The sequence below is a fragment of the Novosphingobium capsulatum NBRC 12533 genome, assembly GCF_001598375.1.
In the GTDB taxonomy this organism is placed as follows: Bacteria; Pseudomonadota; Alphaproteobacteria; order Sphingomonadales; family Sphingomonadaceae; genus Novosphingobium; species Novosphingobium capsulatum.
The window spans coordinates 1-15,990 of sequence record NZ_BCYV01000016.1; the positions used below are offsets into that span (position 1 = coordinate 1).

Sequence of the window (15,990 nt, forward strand, 5' to 3'; positions counted from 1 at the left end):
CCCCGCCGCAAGCCGGCGGGCGCCTGTTCTATGACCAGGCGATGCAGGTCAATTTCCAGACCGTGCAGGAACCCCTCGATGCCATCTGGGCGCGCTTTGCTGCGGCCGAGCAGGCGGCAGACGGGCGCGCGATCTATATGGGATCGATCGATATTCCCGGCTGGTTCGAAGGGTTGGACCAGGCCAATCCGATGCCGTTCGGGGCAGGGCTGCCAGCCACGCAAGATGCACTGGCCAGCGTGTGGATCGGCACCGCCAGCCGCGTTGCCGCGCACAACGATTTTCCCCACAACCTGGCGGTCTGCGCCGTGGGGCAGCGGCGCTTCACGCTGTTTCCGCCCGATCAGTTCGCCAATCTCTATCTCGGCCCGTTGGACAACACCCCGGCCGGGCGCGCGGTCAGCATGGTCGATCCCGATGCGCCCGATCTGCTGCGCCATCCCGGCTATGCCACCGCGCTGGCCCATGCCCAGGTGGCCGATCTGGCGCCGGGCGATGCACTGTTCATTCCCAGTGGCTGGTATCACGCGGTCGATGCGCTGGCGCCGTTCAACGTGCTGGTCAACTATTGGTGGCGCGACACGCCGCGCTGGCTGGGCCAGCCGCAGGATGCGCTGATCCATGCGATCCTGGCCATCCGCGATCTGCCAGCGGCAGAGCGCGCGCAGTGGCACGCCCTGTTCGATCACTATGCCTTTTCCGGTGGAGAGGCCGCGCGGGCTCATCTGCCGCCCGCCGGGCAGGGCATTCTCGCCCCGCTCGATGCCGCTGCCGCCGGGCGCATCCGTGCCTTCCTGCTCAGGAGTCTCAGCCGATGACCGATAGACCCTTGCGTATCGTCGTGGCCGGTGGCGGCACCGCCGGATGGATGACCGCCGCCGCGCTGGCGCGTACGCTGGGCCCGGTCGCCATCGTCACGCTGGTGGAAAGCGAGGCAATTGGCACGGTGGGCGTGGGCGAAAGCACGATTCCGCCGCTGGTCGCCTACAACCGCCTGCTCAATATTGCCGAGGCCGATTTCATGCGTGCCACCTCGGCCACGTTCAAGCTGGGCATCGCGTTCGAAAACTGGAAGGCGCCGGGCGAAAGCTATTTCCATTCGTTTGGCGGCACCGGGCGCGATCACTGGAGCGCCGGGTTCCAGCATTTCTGGCTGCACGGGCGCGCGCGCGGGCATGCCGCCCCCTATGGCGACTATTGCCTGGAACTGATGGCGGCCCAGGCCGGGCGCTTTGCTCATTTGCCCGATGGGCGGATGAACTATGCCTATCAGCTCGATTCCGGGCGCTATGCCGCGTTCCTGCGCCGCCTGGCCGAGGGCGACGGCGCCACCCGGATCGAAGGACGCATCGCCCGTGTCGAACTGGACGGCGACAGCGGGGACATCGCTGCGCTGCACCTGGACGGTGATCGCCGCGTGGACGGCGACCTCTTCGTCGATTGCACCGGTTTCCGCGCGCTGCTGATCGAAGGCGCGCTGCACGCCGGCTTTGACGATTGGACGCATTGGCTGCCGTGCGACCGAGCCATCGCCGTGCAGACCGCCAGCGTGCGCCCGCCCGTGCCCTATACCCGCGCGATTGCCCACGATGCCGGCTGGCAATGGCGCATCCCGTTGCAGCATCGCCAGGGCAACGGCATCGTCTGGTGCAGCCGCTATCTCGATGAAGACCAGGCGCTCGACCGCCTGCTGTCGAGCGTGGAAGGGCAGGTCCTGACCGAGCCCAACCGCATCCGCTTCACCACCGGGGCACGGCGCCGGCAGTGGGTGAAGAACTGCGTGGCGGTGGGCCTGTCGGGCGGGTTCATGGAGCCGCTCGAATCCACCTCGATCCACCTGATCCAGCGCGCCGTGCTGCGCCTGTTGCGGCTGCTGCCGGTGGGCGCGCGGCCCGATCCGGCCGATATCGCCGAATTCAACGAACAGCAGTGGGCCGACATGGTCCAGATCCGCGATTTCCTGATCCTGCACTACAAGGCCACCGAGCGGCGCGACAGCCCGTTTTGGCGCCACTGCGCCGGGATGGAGGTGCCCGAAAGCCTGTCGCACCGGATGGACCTGTTCGCCCGCACCGGCCGCGTGTTCCGCAAGAATGAGGAACTGTTCGCCGAAAACAGCTGGGTGCAGGTGATGATGGGGCAGGGCATCACGCCGGCCGCCTATCATCCCGTCGCGGCCAAGCTGCGCGATGATGAACTGGAACGGCTGCTCGCCGGCCTCCGCCGCGAAGTGGCCGATACCGTACAGGGCCTGCCCGGGCACGCGGCCTATGTCGATCACTATTGCGGCGCGCGCACCGGGGCTGCGGCATGAGCCTGGCGCTTGTTCTGCTGGCCGCCGGTGCTGCCGCCGCCACGCCGGCACACGCCGCACCATCGCCACCGGGGCCCGGCTGGCACCTGGTCTGGGCTGACGAGTTTAACGGCACCGGCATCGATCCGGCGCGCTGGACGCTGGCTGATGATTGCTGGGGCGGCGGCAACCAGGAACGGCAGTGCTATACGCCGCGCGCCAGCAATGCCCATGTCGCCCACGGCCAACTGGTGATTACCGCGCGCAAGGAAGCCTGGCGCGGCCCCACCTATCCGCAAGACTTGCGCGACAGCGCGGAAAAGGCGGCGGCGGGGGCTGAAAAACCCTTCACCTCGGCCCGGCTCAGCACCAAGGGCAAGGCGGCGTGGCGCTATGGCCGGGTGGAAGTCCGCGCCAAGCTGCCTGGCGGGCAGGGCAGTTGGCCGGCGATCTGGATGCTGCCGGCCCACGATCGCTATGGCCACTGGGCCGCCTCGGGCGAGATCGACATTCTGGAAACCGTCAACCTCGGCGTGCCGTGCGCGGGTTGCACCGCGGGGCGCGAAGACCATGCCCTGGGCACGATCCATTTCGGCGGCGTGCCCCCGGCCAACCGCCATGTCGGGTCGGAAACCCCGATCCCGGCCCCGGTCGATGGCTATCACGTCTATGCCGTGGATTGGGCGCCCGGCGCCATCACCTGGAGCATCGACGGCGTGCCCTATGAAACCCGCCATGCCGGCGAATGGTCCACCACCGGCAGCGCCGATCCCCTGGCGCCGTTCGATCAGCCGTTCTACCTCGTGCTCAACCTTGCCATTGGCGGCGGCCTGCCCGAAAGCCGCAACGGCGGCGGGGTGGACAGCAGCGGCTTTCCGCGCACGATGATGGTGGATTGGGTTCATGTCTGGCAAAGCGATGCCGCTGCGGCTGCCCCCGCCGCCGCGCAGTAAAGGATAGCAGCAGGATGGCGCGCCGCCGTCAGACCGTGACGATCAAGCATGTCGCCGCCGATGCCGGGGTCTCGCTGCAGACCGTCAGCCGGGTGATCAACAACGAGCCCAACGTGCGCCCCGAAATGCAGGAGCGCGTGCGCGAGGCGATTGCCCGCCTGGGCTATGTCCCCTCGATCGCGGCGCAGCGGATGAGCGGCTCGCGCTCGTACCTGATCCTGGCGCTCAACGATCGCACGCGCACCATCGCCGATTGGCGCGCACGCCAGGGCAGCGACTGGGTGGACCAGATGCTGCTGGGCGGCATGCTCAAGTGTGCCGAACACGGCTATCGCATGATCTTCGAACTGGTCGATACCCACAACGACCATGTCGAGCGCGAACTGCTGGCCGCGATCGCCGCGTTGCAGCCTGATGGCGTGGTCCTGACCCCGCCCCATTCCGACAATCCGCTGATCGTGGGCGTTCTCACGCGCCAGGGCATCCCGTTTGCGCGCATCGGTTCGCTGGGGCAGGGCGGGGGTATCCCGTTGATCATGGATGACGAAGGTTCGGCACGAAAGGCCACGCAGGCACTGATCGATCTGGGCCATCGCCGTATCGGCTTCATCGCTGGCGACGCGGAATACAGCCTCAGCCACTGGCGCGTGGAAGGTTGGCGCGCGGCGATGGCCGAGGCCGGCCTGCCCACGCAGGGCCTTTTGGCGCAAAGCGATTTTAGCTTTGCTATGGGCGCACAGGCAGCGCGCGACCTGCTGGGCCAGGCGCAGGCGCCCACCGCGATCATCGCCAGCAACGATCAGACCGCGCTGGCCAGCCTCGATGTCGCCCATGCGCTGGGCCTGGCCGTGCCCGATGACCTCTCGCTGATTAGCTTCGACAATACCCCGGTGGTGCGCTTTGCCCGCCCGGCATTGAGCGCGGTGGATCAACCGGTGGCGGAGACGGTGGCGCGCGCGGTCGATCTGATCATTGCCGCGCAGCGCGATGGCACGGTGCCCGATGGCCCGGTGGTCGTGCCCGCAGGCCTGGTGATGCGCGAATCCGTGGCGGTGGCGCCGCGTGGCTGAGGCGGCTATCCCGGTGGCCGGCCAACACCCCGGCCCGGGCCACGGCGATTGGCCGTTCCTGCTGTGTTATGCCCTGGCCTGGGCCGGGGCAGTGGCCGGCTATGGTCCGCTCCTGACCCTGCTGCTGCCGCTGCGCGTGGCAGAGCTGGCCGGGCCAGCGGCCGTGCCGTGGCTCGCCACGCTGACGTTCATCGGCGCGGTCTCGGCCAGCCTCACCAATATCGCCTGGGGCTGGGCCAGCGATCACACCGCCAATCGCCGGGGCTGGGTGGCGGCCGGGTTGGTGCTGTCGTGCGCGTTGCTGCTCGCCATGCCGCTGGCGACCACGCTGCCGGCGCTGATCATGGTCGTGGTGGCGTGGCAGGCAGCGCTTAACATGGTGCTGGGTCCGTTGGCCGCTTGGGCGGGCGATTGCGTGCCCGATCGCCACAAGGGTGTGCTCGGCGGCCTGCTGGCCTTTGCCCCGGCCTGGTCGGGGGCGATGGGGGCGCTGGTCACCTTGCCCGGCCTCCATTCCGGGCCGGGCGTGGGGTTTGCCACCCGCGTTAGCGTGCTGGCGGTGATCGTTGCGCTGTCCATCCTGCCGCTGCTGCTGATCAGCCCACGGCTTACCCCGCTGCCGGAACCGGCGCCGCTGCCCGATCCTGGCGCGGCGCCGCGTGCGCTGCCGGTGCGGCGCATGTGGCTGGCGCGGCTGCTGGTGCAACTGGCCGAAGCCACGCTGTTTGCTTTCATTGCCTATTGGTTCCTGGCGATCGATCCCACCATGCATGCGGCCACCATGGCGCGCATCTATGGCCTGCTGCTGGCGCTGTCGGTGCCGCTGGCGCTGGTGGTCGGGCATTGGGCCGATCGCCGCGCCCGTCCCTGGCGCCCGCTGGCCGCGCTGGCGGGTCTTGTCGCGGTGGGGCTGGTGATCATGGCGCTGGCGCCGGGCAGGGGGGTGGCGCTGGCAGGCTATGCCCTGTTCGCCCTGGCCATGGCCGTGTTCCTCGCGCTCCATGCGGGGCAGACGCTGCGCGTGCTGCCCCGGCCGGATCGGCGCGGACGCGATCTTGGGCTGTTCAACCTGACCAACACGTTTCCCTCGCTGATCGTGCCGTGGCTGGCGGTGGGCCTGGTGCCCACGCTCGGCTTTGGCGCGCTGTTCCTGGTCCTGGCGGCTTGCGCTGGGCTGGCGGCACTTTTGCTGCTGTCCATCCGCCAGGCCTGACGCACTACACAAGCAGTTGATCTGGCCGGCCTGCCGTGTCAGAAACCGAAATTGAGAACGTTCACAAGTAATCTGCCCGAGAGGATAAGACATGACCCTGCGCCGCCTGTTGCTGGCCGCATCCGGCCTGATGGCCCTGACACAGCCGGTGCTGGCCGCCGATGGTCCGGGCGCGGCCCAGGCCGATCGCGCCACCGCCCATCCCGCGCAATGGCCCGCCGCGCACAGCCCGGCCGCGATCACCGATCCGGCGACAGAGGCGCAGATCACCGCGCTTATGGCGCGGATGACGCTGGCGCAAAAGGTTGGCCAGATGATCCAGGCCGATATCAGCGCGATCACCCCGGCCGATCTGCAGCGCTATCCGCTCGGCTCGATCCTCGCCGGCGGGAACAGCGGGCCTTATGGCAACGAGCGTGCCGGCGGGGCAGACTGGGCGCGCCTGGTGGGCGAATATCGCGCCGCGTCGGCCAAGTCCGGGGCGGGCATCCCGATCATCTTTGGCGTCGATGCCGTCCATGGGCACAGCAATCTGCCCGGCGCCACGATCTTTCCACACAACATCGGCCTGGGCGCGATGCACGATCCTGCCCTGGTGCAGAAGATCGGCGCCGCCACTGCCGCCGAAATTGCCGCCACCGGCATCGAATGGACCTTTGCCCCCACGCTCGCCGTGCCGCAGGATCTGCGCTGGGGCCGCAGCTATGAAGGCTATGCCGCCGATCCCGCACTGGTTGCGGCCTATGCCCGCGCCATGGTGCTGGGCCCGCAAGGCCCGCTGCACGCCGGGCAGGCGGTGGACGCCACCCACGTGGCGGCCACCGCCAAGCACTTCCTGGCCGATGGCGGCACGTTCGAGGGCAAGGACCAAGGCGACGCGCGCATTACCGAGGCGCAGTTGGTGGCTACCCATGCCCAGGGCTATCCCGCCGCGATCGATGCCGGCGCGCTCACCGTCATGGCCAGCTTTTCCAGCTGGAACGGGGTGAAGAACCACGGCAACCGCTCGCTGCTGACCGGCGTGCTCAAGGGACGCATGGGCTTTGGCGGTTTCGTCGTGGGCGATTGGAACGGACATGGCCAAGTCGAAGGCTGCACCGTGACGGCCTGCGCGGCCAGCTTCAACGCCGGGCTGGACATGGCGATGGCGCCCGACAGCTGGAAGGGCCTGTTCGACAGCACCCTGGCCCAGGCCCAGCAGGGCACGATTTCGCAGGCGCGCATCGATGATGCCGTGCGCCGCATCCTGCGCGTCAAGTTCAAGCTCGGCCTGATGGGCCCGGCGCCGGTGGCGCGGGGCGATGCCGCCGGTCTGGGCGCCCCCGCGCATCTTGCCATCGCGCGCGAGGCGGTGGCCAAGTCTTTGGTGCTGCTTAAGAACAATGGTGGGCTGCTGCCGCTCAAGCCCGGTGCGCGGGTTCTGGTGGCAGGGCCGGGGGCAGACAGCATGGCGATGCAGGCCGGCGGCTGGACCATCACCTGGCAGGGCACCGATACTACTGCGGCCGATTTCCCCCACGGGCAGACCATCGGCCGCGCCCTGGCCGATGCGCTAGGGCAGGCCGGTGGCCAGGCTACGCTGGCGCCCGATGGCCAGTTTACGCAAAAGCCCGATGTGGCCGTGGTCGTCTATGGCGAGAGCCCTTATGCCGAATTCCAGGGGGACGTAGCCAACCTCGCGTTCCGGCCGCGCAATGGCGAGGATGCGCTGATCGCCCGCCTCAAGGCGCAAGGCATTCCGGTAGTTTCGGTATTCCTGTCCGGTCGGCCGCTGTTTGCCGGGCCGCTGATCAACGCCTCTGACGCGTTTGTCGCGGCCTGGCTGCCGGGCACCCAGGGCGCCGGCGTGGCCGATGTGCTGGTCGCCGGGCGCGATGGCAAGCCGGCGCGCGATTTTGCCGGCACGCTGCCGTTTCCCTGGCCCGCCGATGCCCGTTCGCCGGTGACCAAGCCGCTGTTTCCGGCAGGCTTTGGCCTGACCTATGCCCATCCCGCGCCGCTGGGCCGGGTGAACGAAGATCCGCGCGTCGATCTTTCGGCCGCGGCCAGCGACAACCTGTGGTTCAACCGCGGACAGGCGCCATCGCCCTGGCACCTCGGCCTCGACAATGCTGTGACCTCGCGCTCGATTGATCTGACGGCGCAGGAAGACGCGCGCCAGTTCACCTGGGCCGCACCCGGTGCCCTGGCGATCGACGGGCCGCCGGTCGATCTTACCCGCCAGGCCGACGAAGGCTTTGAAGTTCGGCTTGATTGGCGAATCGATGCGCTGCCGGCCGGGCCGATCAAGGTTTCCGTTGGCACGGGCAGCCTGGATGTGGCATCGCTCCTGCGTCTTGCGCCGCAGGGGGCCGTCACCCAGACACGAATTCCGTTGCGCTGTTTTGCTCAGGCCGGGGCCGATCTCAAGAAGGTTGGAACGCCGCTTCGCATCACGGCGCCGCAGGGATTTGTCGTGACGCTCCGCAATGCGCGCGTCGAGGCAACTGGAAGCGTCGCTGCCTGTCCGACCCAAGGATAACGCAGCGTTAGGAGAGAAATCACAATGGCCCTTGCCCCCGATCTTGCTGCGGGCACCCATCCCGATGGCCCCGACGGAGCCGCCCATATCGATGCCCCGCAGCTGCAGGTCTTCGTCATTGGGCTGTTCTTCATCTTCGGCGGGATCACGTCGCTCAACGACGTGATCATTCCCAAGCTCAAGGAGCTTTTCACGCTGAACTACACCCAGGCCATGCTGGTGCAGTTCTGCTTCTTCACCGCCTATGCCGTGATCGGCATTCCCGGTGCCCGCCTGGTCAAGCGCATCGGCTATATGTGTGGCGCGGTGGTGGGCCTGCTCACGATGATGGCCGGCTGCCTGCTGTTCATCCCGGCCTCGCAAAGCGCCACCTATGGCGTGTTCCTACTGGCGCTGTTCGTGCTGGCGAGCGGCGTGGTCGTGGTCCAGGTCGTGGCCAACCCGCTGATTTCGCTGCTCGGGCCGGCACGTACCGCGTCCAGCCGGTTGACCTTTGCGCAAGGCTTCAACTCGCTGGGCACCACGCTGTTTCCCTGGTTCGGCGCCGCGCTGATCCTGGGCAGCCTGGCCAAGGTTTCGGCCGCCGATCTCACCGGCCCGGCGCTCGATGCCTATCGCACGGCGGAAAGCGGTGCGATCGTGAAGGGCTACATCGGCCTGGCCGTCGCCCTTGCGGTGGTTGCTGCCGTGGTGTGGTCGTTCCGCAACCGCCTGCCTGCTGAAAAGCATGCCGAAAGCGCCGGCCTTGCCGGGCTCGACCTGCTCAAGCGTCCGCGCTTCGGCTTTGGCGCGCTGTGCATCTTCCTCTATGTCGGTGCCGAAGTCTCGATCGGCTCGCTGATCGTCAACTATCTGCGCCAGGCGCATGTCATGGGCCTGGAAGAAGCTGCCGCCGGCAAGCTGATCAGCGTGTACTGGGGCGGGGCGATGATCGGCCGCTTCATCGGCTCGGCCGTCCTGCGCAAGGTTTCGCCGGGCAAGGCGCTCGCCTGCAACGCTATCCTTGCCATCGCGTTGATAGCGCTGTCTACCCACACCAATGGCCTGCTTTCGGGCTACAGCCTGCTCGCCATCGGCCTGATGAACTCGATCATGTTCCCCACGATCTTCAGCCTCGCCTGCGAAAAGCTGGGATCGCGCGCGGCCGATGGTTCGGGCATCATCAACGTGGCGATCTTTGGTGGCGCGGTGCTGCCGCTGCTGACCGGCGGCGTTGCCGACGTGACGCACAGCCTGGCGCTGGCCCTGGTCATTCCGGCGGTCTGCTATGCCGTGATCGCCAGCTATGGCTGGTATGCGCGGCGCCCGGTGGCGTGATCGCGCCAGCCTGACAAACCTGCCAGTTGCATGCACTGCCAAGGGGCGCGACCATCAGGTCGTGCCCCTTTTTTTGCACAACCGATGCGACCAAAAAGGCATTTGTGCCGCTACCGGCGCTGGGCCATGGTGCCCGCCAAACAGAAACACCGCGTTTAGATGCGGGAGCAGGAGCGCCCTTGATGTCTCAGGCTTTTGCCCTGACCGAAGACCAGCTTGCCATCCAGGACATGACACGCCGGTTCACCGCCGATGAGATTACCCCCCATGCCGCGCGCTGGGATGAAGAGCATATTTTCCCGCGCGAGGTGATCCGCGCCACTGGCGAACTGGGCCTGGGCGGCATCTATGTGTCCGAAGCCGGCGGCGGGGTGGGCCTCGGCCGCCTCGAAGCGGCCCTGGTGTTCGAGGCGATGTCCTATGGCTGCCCCACCACGGCCGCGTTCCTGTCGATCCACAACATGGCCGCCTGGATGCTCGACAGCTATGGGCCAGACGCGCTCAAGGCCCAGCACCTGCCCGGCCTCCTGGCGATGGACAAGTTGGGCTCCTATTGCCTGACCGAGCCTGGCTCCGGGTCCGATGCCGCAGCGCTCGCCACCACGGCGCGGCGCGATGGCGATGATTATGTGATCAATGGAACGAAGCAGTTCATTTCCGGCGGCGGGGTGAACGATATCTACCTGATCATGGTGCGCACCGGTGAGGACGGCCCGCGCGGCATTTCTTGCGTGCTGGTGGAAAAGGACACACCGGGCCTTTCCTTCGGCGCACCCGAACGCAAGCTGGGCTGGAATGCCTCGCCCACCGCGCAGGTGATCCTGGAAAACGTGCGCGTGCCGGTCACCAACCGTTTGGGCGCGGAGGGCGAAGGCTTCCGCATCGCCATGGCCGGGCTCGACGGCGGGCGGCTCAATATCGGTGCCTGCTCGCTGGGCGGGGCGCAGCGCTGCCTGGATGAAGCCATCGCTTATGTGAAGGAACGCCGCCAATTCGGCCGCGCCGTGGCCGAATTCCAGAATACCCAGTTCGTGCTGGCCGACATGGCCACCGAACTGGAAGCCGCACGCGCGCTGCTCTATCTGGCCGCAGCTAAGGTTACCGCCGGCGCGCCCGACAAGACGCGCTTTTCCGCCATGGCCAAGCGCTTTGCCACCGATACCGGCTCGGCCGTGGTCGATCGCGCGCTGCAACTGTTTGGCGGCTATGGCTATCTGCGCGATTACCCGATCGAGCGGTTCTGGCGCGACCTGCGCGTGCACCGCATCCTGGAAGGAACCAACGAAGTCATGCGCCTGATCGTCGGCCGGGACCTGCTGCAATGACCCCTGATGTGATCGTGCGCCGCGATGGCGCGGCCGGCATCCTCTCGCTCAACCGCCCGCGCGCCATCCATGCGCTGACCCTGCCGATGGTCAGGGCGATGACCGATGCCTTGCTCGCCTGGCAGGATGATCCGGCGATCACCGCTGTGATTATCGATCATGCCGTCGCCCCCGATGGCGATCCCAAGCTGTCGCGCGGGTTCTGTGCCGGGGGCGACATCGCCCTGCTGCGCGGCTCTGCGCTGGAAGACGGCGGCGCGGCGGGGCGTGATTTCTTCTTTCACGAATACCGCCTTAACCACCTGCTGTTCACCTATGCCAAGCCGGTGGTGGCTTTCATGGATGGCATCACCATGGGCGGGGGCGTGGGCATCTCGCAGCCGGCGCGCTGGCGTGTGGCCACGGCCAAGACGCGGCTGGCCATGCCCGAAACCGGGATCGGCCTGTTTCCTGACGTGGGCGGTGGCTGGTATCTGTCGCGCCTGGAAGGGCGGCTGGGCCAATACCTGGCGCTGACCGGGGCGCGGCTCGATGGCGCGGAATGCCTGTGGGCCGGGCTTGCCACGCACTATCTGGATGACAGCGCGCTGGCGAAGGCTAAGGCGCAGATCGCGGCTGGCGAGAGCGTCGGGGCTGCGCTCGATGCGCTGTCGGCCACGCCCGGGCCGGCGCCGATTGCGGCCCATGCCGATGATATCGCGCGCCATTTCATCCATGACAACCTGGCTGAAACGCTGGCTTCGCTGGCCCGCGATCCCGGCAGTTTCGCCCAGGCGACGCTGGCCACACTCGCCACGCGGTCGCCGTTTTCCTGCGCGGTGTCGCTGCTGCAGTTCGCCACCAGCCTGGCCCTGCCCGATTTTGCCGCGAACATGGCGATGGAATACCGCATCGGCGGGCGCATGATCGTGCGGCCCGATTTTGCCGAGGGCGTGCGCGCGGTGATCGTTGACAAGGACAATGCCCCGCGCTGGAACCCGGCCAGCGCCGCTGACGTGGCGCCCGCCGAACTCGACGCGATCTTTGCGCCCCTGCCGCATCAAGAGGAATGGACCCCGCTATGAGCTTTGAAACGATCCTGGTCGAAACCCAGGGGCCGGTCACGCTGATCACGCTCAACCGCCCGCAGGCCCTTAATGCGTTGAGCAGCCAGGTCCTGGCCGATCTGATCGCTGCCTTCGCCGCGTTCGAGGCCGACCCGGCCCAGCGCTGCGCGGTGCTGACCGGCAGCGGCGACAAGGCCTTTGCCGCCGGAGCCGATATCAAGGAAATGGCCGACAAGCCGGCAGCGGCGTTCTATGCCGAAGACTTTTTCGAAGGCTGGACAAGCAAGCTGGTCAAGGCCACCCGCAAGCCGTGGATCGCGGCGGTCAACGGCTTTGCCTTGGGCGGCGGTTGCGAACTGGCAATGATGGCCGATTTCATCATCGCCAGCGACAATGCCAAGTTCGGCCAGCCGGAAATCAAGCTGGGTGTGGCGCCGGGCATGGGCGGTTCGCAGCGCCTAGCCCGCGCCGTGGGCAAGGCCAAGGCGATGGACATGTGCCTGACCGGGCGCATGATGGACGCGGCCGAGGCCGAACGCGGCGGCCTGGTCAGCCGCGTGGTGCCCCATGCCGATCTCATGGCCGAAGCGCTCAAGACCGCGCAGGCGATTGCTGGCATGCCCCCGCTGGCGGCGATGATGAACAAGGAAATGGTCAACCTGGCGTTCGAAACCACGCTCGACCAGGGTCTCCTGGCTGAACGCCGCATGTTCCAGGTGCTCACCGCCACGCAGGACAAGGCCGAAGGTATGGCCGCCTTCGTCGAAAAGCGCCCCGCCAACTGGCAGGGCCGCTGAACCTAACGAAACCATAACGGGAGAGGCTGCCATGGCGGCAATTGCATTCATTGGCCTGGGCAACATGGGCGGCGGCATGGCCGCCAACCTGGCAAAGGCCGGGCACGCCGTGCGCGCGTTCGATCTTTCGGCGCCCGCGCTGGCCGCCGCGCAGGAAGCGGGCTGCACGCCCTGTTCCACCGTGGCCGATGCCGTGACCGGCGCCGATGTGGTGGTGACGATGCTGCCCAACGGGGCGATCGTGGGTGACGTGATCGAAAACCAGGTGATCGGCACGGCGCCTGCCGGCGCGCTGCTGATCGATTGCTCCACCATCGATGTTGCCACCGCGCGCCGCCTGGCCGAGGTGGCCAGCGCGGCAGGCCATCCCATTGTCGATGCGCCGGTTTCGGGCGGCATCGCGGCGGCGCGGGGCGGCACGCTGACTTTCATGGTCGGCGGCACCGACCAGGCCTTTGCCGCCGCGCAGCCGATCCTGGCGGCAATGGGCAAGGCGGTGATCCATGCCGGGGCGGACGGCGCGGGGCAGGCGGCCAAGATCTGCAACAACATGCTGCTGGGCGCGACCATGGTGGCGACGTGCGAAAGCTTCCGCCTCGCCGAGCGGCTGGGCCTTGATCTCCAGACCTTTTACGACATCGCGTCAAAGGCGTCGGGCCAATCGTGGTCGATGACCAGCTATTGCCCGGTGCCGGGCGTGGGGCCGCAGACCCCGGCGGACAATGACTACCAGGGCGGCTTTGCCACTGCGCTGATGCTCAAGGACCTGCGCCTGGCGATGGGCGCAGCGCAGGAAGCCGGCGCGCCGGTGCCGATGGGGCACCTGGCGGAAAAGCTTTATGCCGCCTTTGCCGCCGATGGCCATGCTGACCGCGATTTTTCGGCGATCATCAAGACGCTTTGACCTCTGAGCGGGGAGCTTGGCCTCCACCACCCCCCGGCCCCCTCCTCTTCAGAGGAGGGGGGGGTGGTGCAAAGCAATCAACCCGCCGGCAAGGTCACCTTGGCCTGGGGTGCATCGCGCAGGCGCAGATGCAAGGCGCCATCGGCCGGGCGGGGCACTTTCAGGCTCGATCCGGTAAAGCCGGGCTGCACTGTTGCCGCGCGGGTGAAATCGCCATCGGCGCCCACGGCATCAAGCAGGAACAGGTTGCGCCCGGTCAGCGTGCAGGGCAGCGAGCCGCCACTGTCGCAGGCAAAGCCGGTGATGCGCGGCAGGCGCGCCAGCGTGGCAAGCGGCTGCCATGCACCCAACTGGCCATCGGCCTTGACCAGGCGATAGCGCAGCGGGCCAAAGCTGGCCGCCGGCAGATCGCTGGCGCGCATCGTGGCGACCAGCACCGTGGGGTCGGTGGCCATCAGGCCCTTGGCCGTGGTCAGGCGCAACCCGCTCTGGCTGCCGGCCGGAGCCACCTCGATCGCATCGCCGCTGCCCAGCACGGTATTGGCGCCAGCGCGCACCGAGAAAACCAGCTCGGCGTCTTCGGGCAGCAGGTCGTCAGAGGCAAAGCGCAGGGGCCGCGTGCCGGGTGGCACGGGCGCGGCGTTGACCGTGCGACTGATCAGGTCGATGCGCGGCCGCGCGGGGCCGATCTTGATCGACACGGTCTGGGTGCGGCCATCGTCCAGCTTGATCTGTGCCTTGGCCGCCGTGCCGGCGTCACCGGCGCGGGTGTTGCCGCTCGTCGCCAGATGCAGGCGGTCGATCCGCCCGTCGCGCACCAGGCCATCGGGGCGGAACTCAACATCGCCCAGCGTCAGCGCCACCACCTGTTCCAGGCGCTGGCCGGTGATCATCGCCTCGCTGTCGCCCGCGCGGATATCGACCGAATCGATCCGGCTGCTTTCCGCCCGCGCGCGCAGCGTGACATTGGCGGGCGTGCCCAGGCTCTGCTGGTGAATGTCCAGGCGCACTTCGCCGGTTTCACCCTCGGCCAAGGGCACGGTGACGGCCAGGTGCGTGGCATCGATCGCGCGATAGGTCACGCTGCGGCCGGTGGCGCTGTTGCCGATGCGCAGGCTGACATCATCGACGCAGCCCGGTGCCGCGCCTTCCAGGATCACTTCGTTGTCGCGCCCGGCCACCAGTGGCCCGGTGGCATTGGCGGCGCGTGTCCAAGGCCCGCCATCGGGGCGCTGCACTACATAATCGGGCCCGTCGAACGTGTCGAAGCCCCAGCGGCCGTGCATGTGCATGGTCAGCGTGGCGCCGGGCGGCAGGCTATCGGCGACCACGGCATAGCCGCCAAGGTCTGCCCGCGGGGCCAAGGGATATTCGCGCGTCGATCCATCGGTGGCGGTCACTTTCACCGCCATGTCGTGGGCAAAGCCGGTGGCAAAGACCAGCGGCGCTCCTTCCACTGGTAGGACCAGGGCATTGCCCGGCGCGCAGATCGGGCCCTTGGTGGGATTGCGCAACTGCGGCGGGCTGTCTGCCCCGATCGCCGGCATGGCCATGACCATCACCGACTTGGGCTTGTTGAACGAGGGCGCGCTGTTGAGCTTGAGCGAGGCGGTCTCGCCCTTGAGTTCGGACAGCGTCGGCAGATAGTTGAACTGCGGGTTGCTGAACGCGCCGAACAGCTTGGCCAGATCACGCACCACGCCGATATAGGGGCTGTAGAGGCCGGCACCGCCCTGTTGCGTGGTGCTGAGCGAGAGCGCCAGCGTGGTCGGCGCGCCGGTCAGCGTGTCGGTCAGCGAATTGGTGTGGATGTCGCTGAGTACCAGGGTGTCGCGATCTTCCACCAGGCACGAGGCCTGCTGGTCCACCACCTTGGTCAGGCATTCCTCGTTCAGCTTGATCGACAGGCTGCGCGCCAGCGTCGGCGCCATGCGCTGCAGGTCTTCAGGGTGGGTGGCATTGTCGCCATTGATCGCGTTGATGAAGGCGATCAGGCGCGCATGATCGAGCGAGGCCTGGTTGAGATCCTGGCTGGCGCGCACGAACTCACCCGGCTTGCCGCGCACCGCATCCACCAGCGTGCCTTGCGCACCGCTGGTTTCCGGCACGATCAGCACCACCATCTGGCGCGCGCCCTTGGGCACGGTCAGGTTGAGCGAATGCTCGTTCGCCTTGTCCTTCCACGTGCGCGCCACGCCGATCCATTCGCGTGGCGGCGGGTTGGTGGCGCCGCGCAGGAACGCCGAAACCACCATCAGGTGCGCGCCCTGGTCCCCAGGCAGCGCGGCCGAAATGCGCAGGGTATCGCCTTCGGCCAGGCTGGGCACGCTGCTGATCGGCAGGTCCTGGCCATTGCGGGTGACCATCACCTTGATATCCGGCCCGATCAGCTCAAAGCGGGAATCGGCGGCCCTGGCGCCGTTCATCGGCACTGCAGCGGCCAAACCGGCCAAACCGGCCAGTGCCAGTGCCGAAGCGGCAGTGCGGAAACGAGAAAGGCCCGGTGCAAAGGATCTGGCAAACATCATCTGCGATTGTGTCCGCTGTGCCA

12 protein-coding genes are annotated in these 15,990 nt (G+C 67.7%); 11 read left to right on the forward strand and 1 reads right to left on the reverse strand.

All coding sequences use genetic code 11. From position 1 onward, the window contains the following. The 11 genes from SCA01S_RS15440 to mmsB all read left to right on the forward strand — a co-directional run. On the forward strand, positions 1 to 818 hold an 818-nt coding region (locus tag SCA01S_RS15440; RefSeq protein ID WP_062787202.1), incomplete at its 5' end, for a cupin-like domain-containing protein. Then, the gene (locus SCA01S_RS15445) at positions 815 to 2,314 is read left to right on the forward strand and encodes a tryptophan halogenase family protein (protein WP_062787205.1); all 1,500 of its coding nucleotides are present in this window, start codon (positions 815 to 817) and stop codon (positions 2,312 to 2,314) included. The genes SCA01S_RS15440 and SCA01S_RS15445, both read left to right, overlap by 4 nt. Then, positions 2,311 to 3,246, forward strand: a complete 936-nt coding sequence (locus tag SCA01S_RS15450; RefSeq protein WP_062787208.1) for a glycoside hydrolase family 16 protein — start codon at positions 2,311 to 2,313, stop codon at positions 3,244 to 3,246. The genes SCA01S_RS15445 and SCA01S_RS15450 overlap by 4 nt, the downstream gene beginning before the upstream one ends. Positions 3,247 to 3,260: 14 nt before the next feature. Then, entirely contained in the window at positions 3,261 to 4,316 is a 1,056-nt protein-coding gene (locus tag SCA01S_RS15455; RefSeq protein WP_062787211.1) for a LacI family DNA-binding transcriptional regulator, read from the forward strand. Positions 4,317 to 4,329: 13 nt separating this feature from the next. Beyond that, positions 4,330 to 5,529 (forward strand): MFS transporter, encoded by a 1,200-nt coding sequence (locus SCA01S_RS15460; RefSeq protein WP_062787397.1) that lies wholly within the window; start codon positions 4,330 to 4,332, stop codon positions 5,527 to 5,529. Positions 5,530 to 5,620: 91 nt separating this feature from the next. Further along, positions 5,621 to 8,050 carry a glycoside hydrolase family 3 protein gene (locus SCA01S_RS15465; protein WP_062787214.1) on the forward strand — a complete coding sequence of 810 codons (2,430 nt, stop codon included), beginning with the start codon at positions 5,621 to 5,623 and terminating at the stop codon, positions 8,048 to 8,050. Positions 8,051 to 8,074: 24 nt separating this feature from the next. Continuing rightward, a complete protein-coding gene (locus SCA01S_RS15470; protein ID WP_062787217.1) occupies positions 8,075 to 9,367 on the forward strand; it encodes a sugar MFS transporter in 1,293 nt (430 codons plus the stop codon). A 182-nt stretch (positions 9,368 to 9,549) separates the two neighbouring features. Continuing rightward, positions 9,550 to 10,692, forward strand: coding sequence for an acyl-CoA dehydrogenase family protein (locus SCA01S_RS15475; RefSeq protein ID WP_062787220.1), 1,143 nt, complete (start codon positions 9,550 to 9,552; stop codon positions 10,690 to 10,692). Next, on the forward strand, positions 10,689 to 11,756 hold the full coding sequence (locus SCA01S_RS15480; protein WP_062787222.1) for an enoyl-CoA hydratase/isomerase family protein: 1,068 nt from the start codon (positions 10,689 to 10,691) through the stop codon (positions 11,754 to 11,756). The genes SCA01S_RS15475 and SCA01S_RS15480 overlap by 4 nt, the downstream gene beginning before the upstream one ends. Next, on the forward strand, positions 11,753 to 12,535 hold the full coding sequence (locus tag SCA01S_RS15485) for an enoyl-CoA hydratase-related protein (protein WP_022674928.1): 783 nt from the start codon (positions 11,753 to 11,755) through the stop codon (positions 12,533 to 12,535). The genes SCA01S_RS15480 and SCA01S_RS15485 overlap by 4 nt, the downstream gene beginning before the upstream one ends. A 13-nt stretch (positions 12,536 to 12,548) precedes the next feature. After that, entirely contained in the window at positions 12,549 to 13,439 is an 891-nt protein-coding gene (gene mmsB / locus SCA01S_RS15490; protein ID WP_281191494.1) for a 3-hydroxyisobutyrate dehydrogenase, read from the forward strand. A 77-nt stretch (positions 13,440 to 13,516) separates the two neighbouring features. Here mmsB and SCA01S_RS15495 read toward each other — a convergent pair whose 3' ends face one another. Continuing rightward, on the reverse strand, positions 13,517 to 15,964 hold the full coding sequence (locus tag SCA01S_RS15495) for a hypothetical protein (protein WP_084391059.1): 2,448 nt from the start codon (positions 15,962 to 15,964) through the stop codon (positions 13,517 to 13,519). Positions 15,965 to 15,990: the final 26 nt, after the last annotated feature.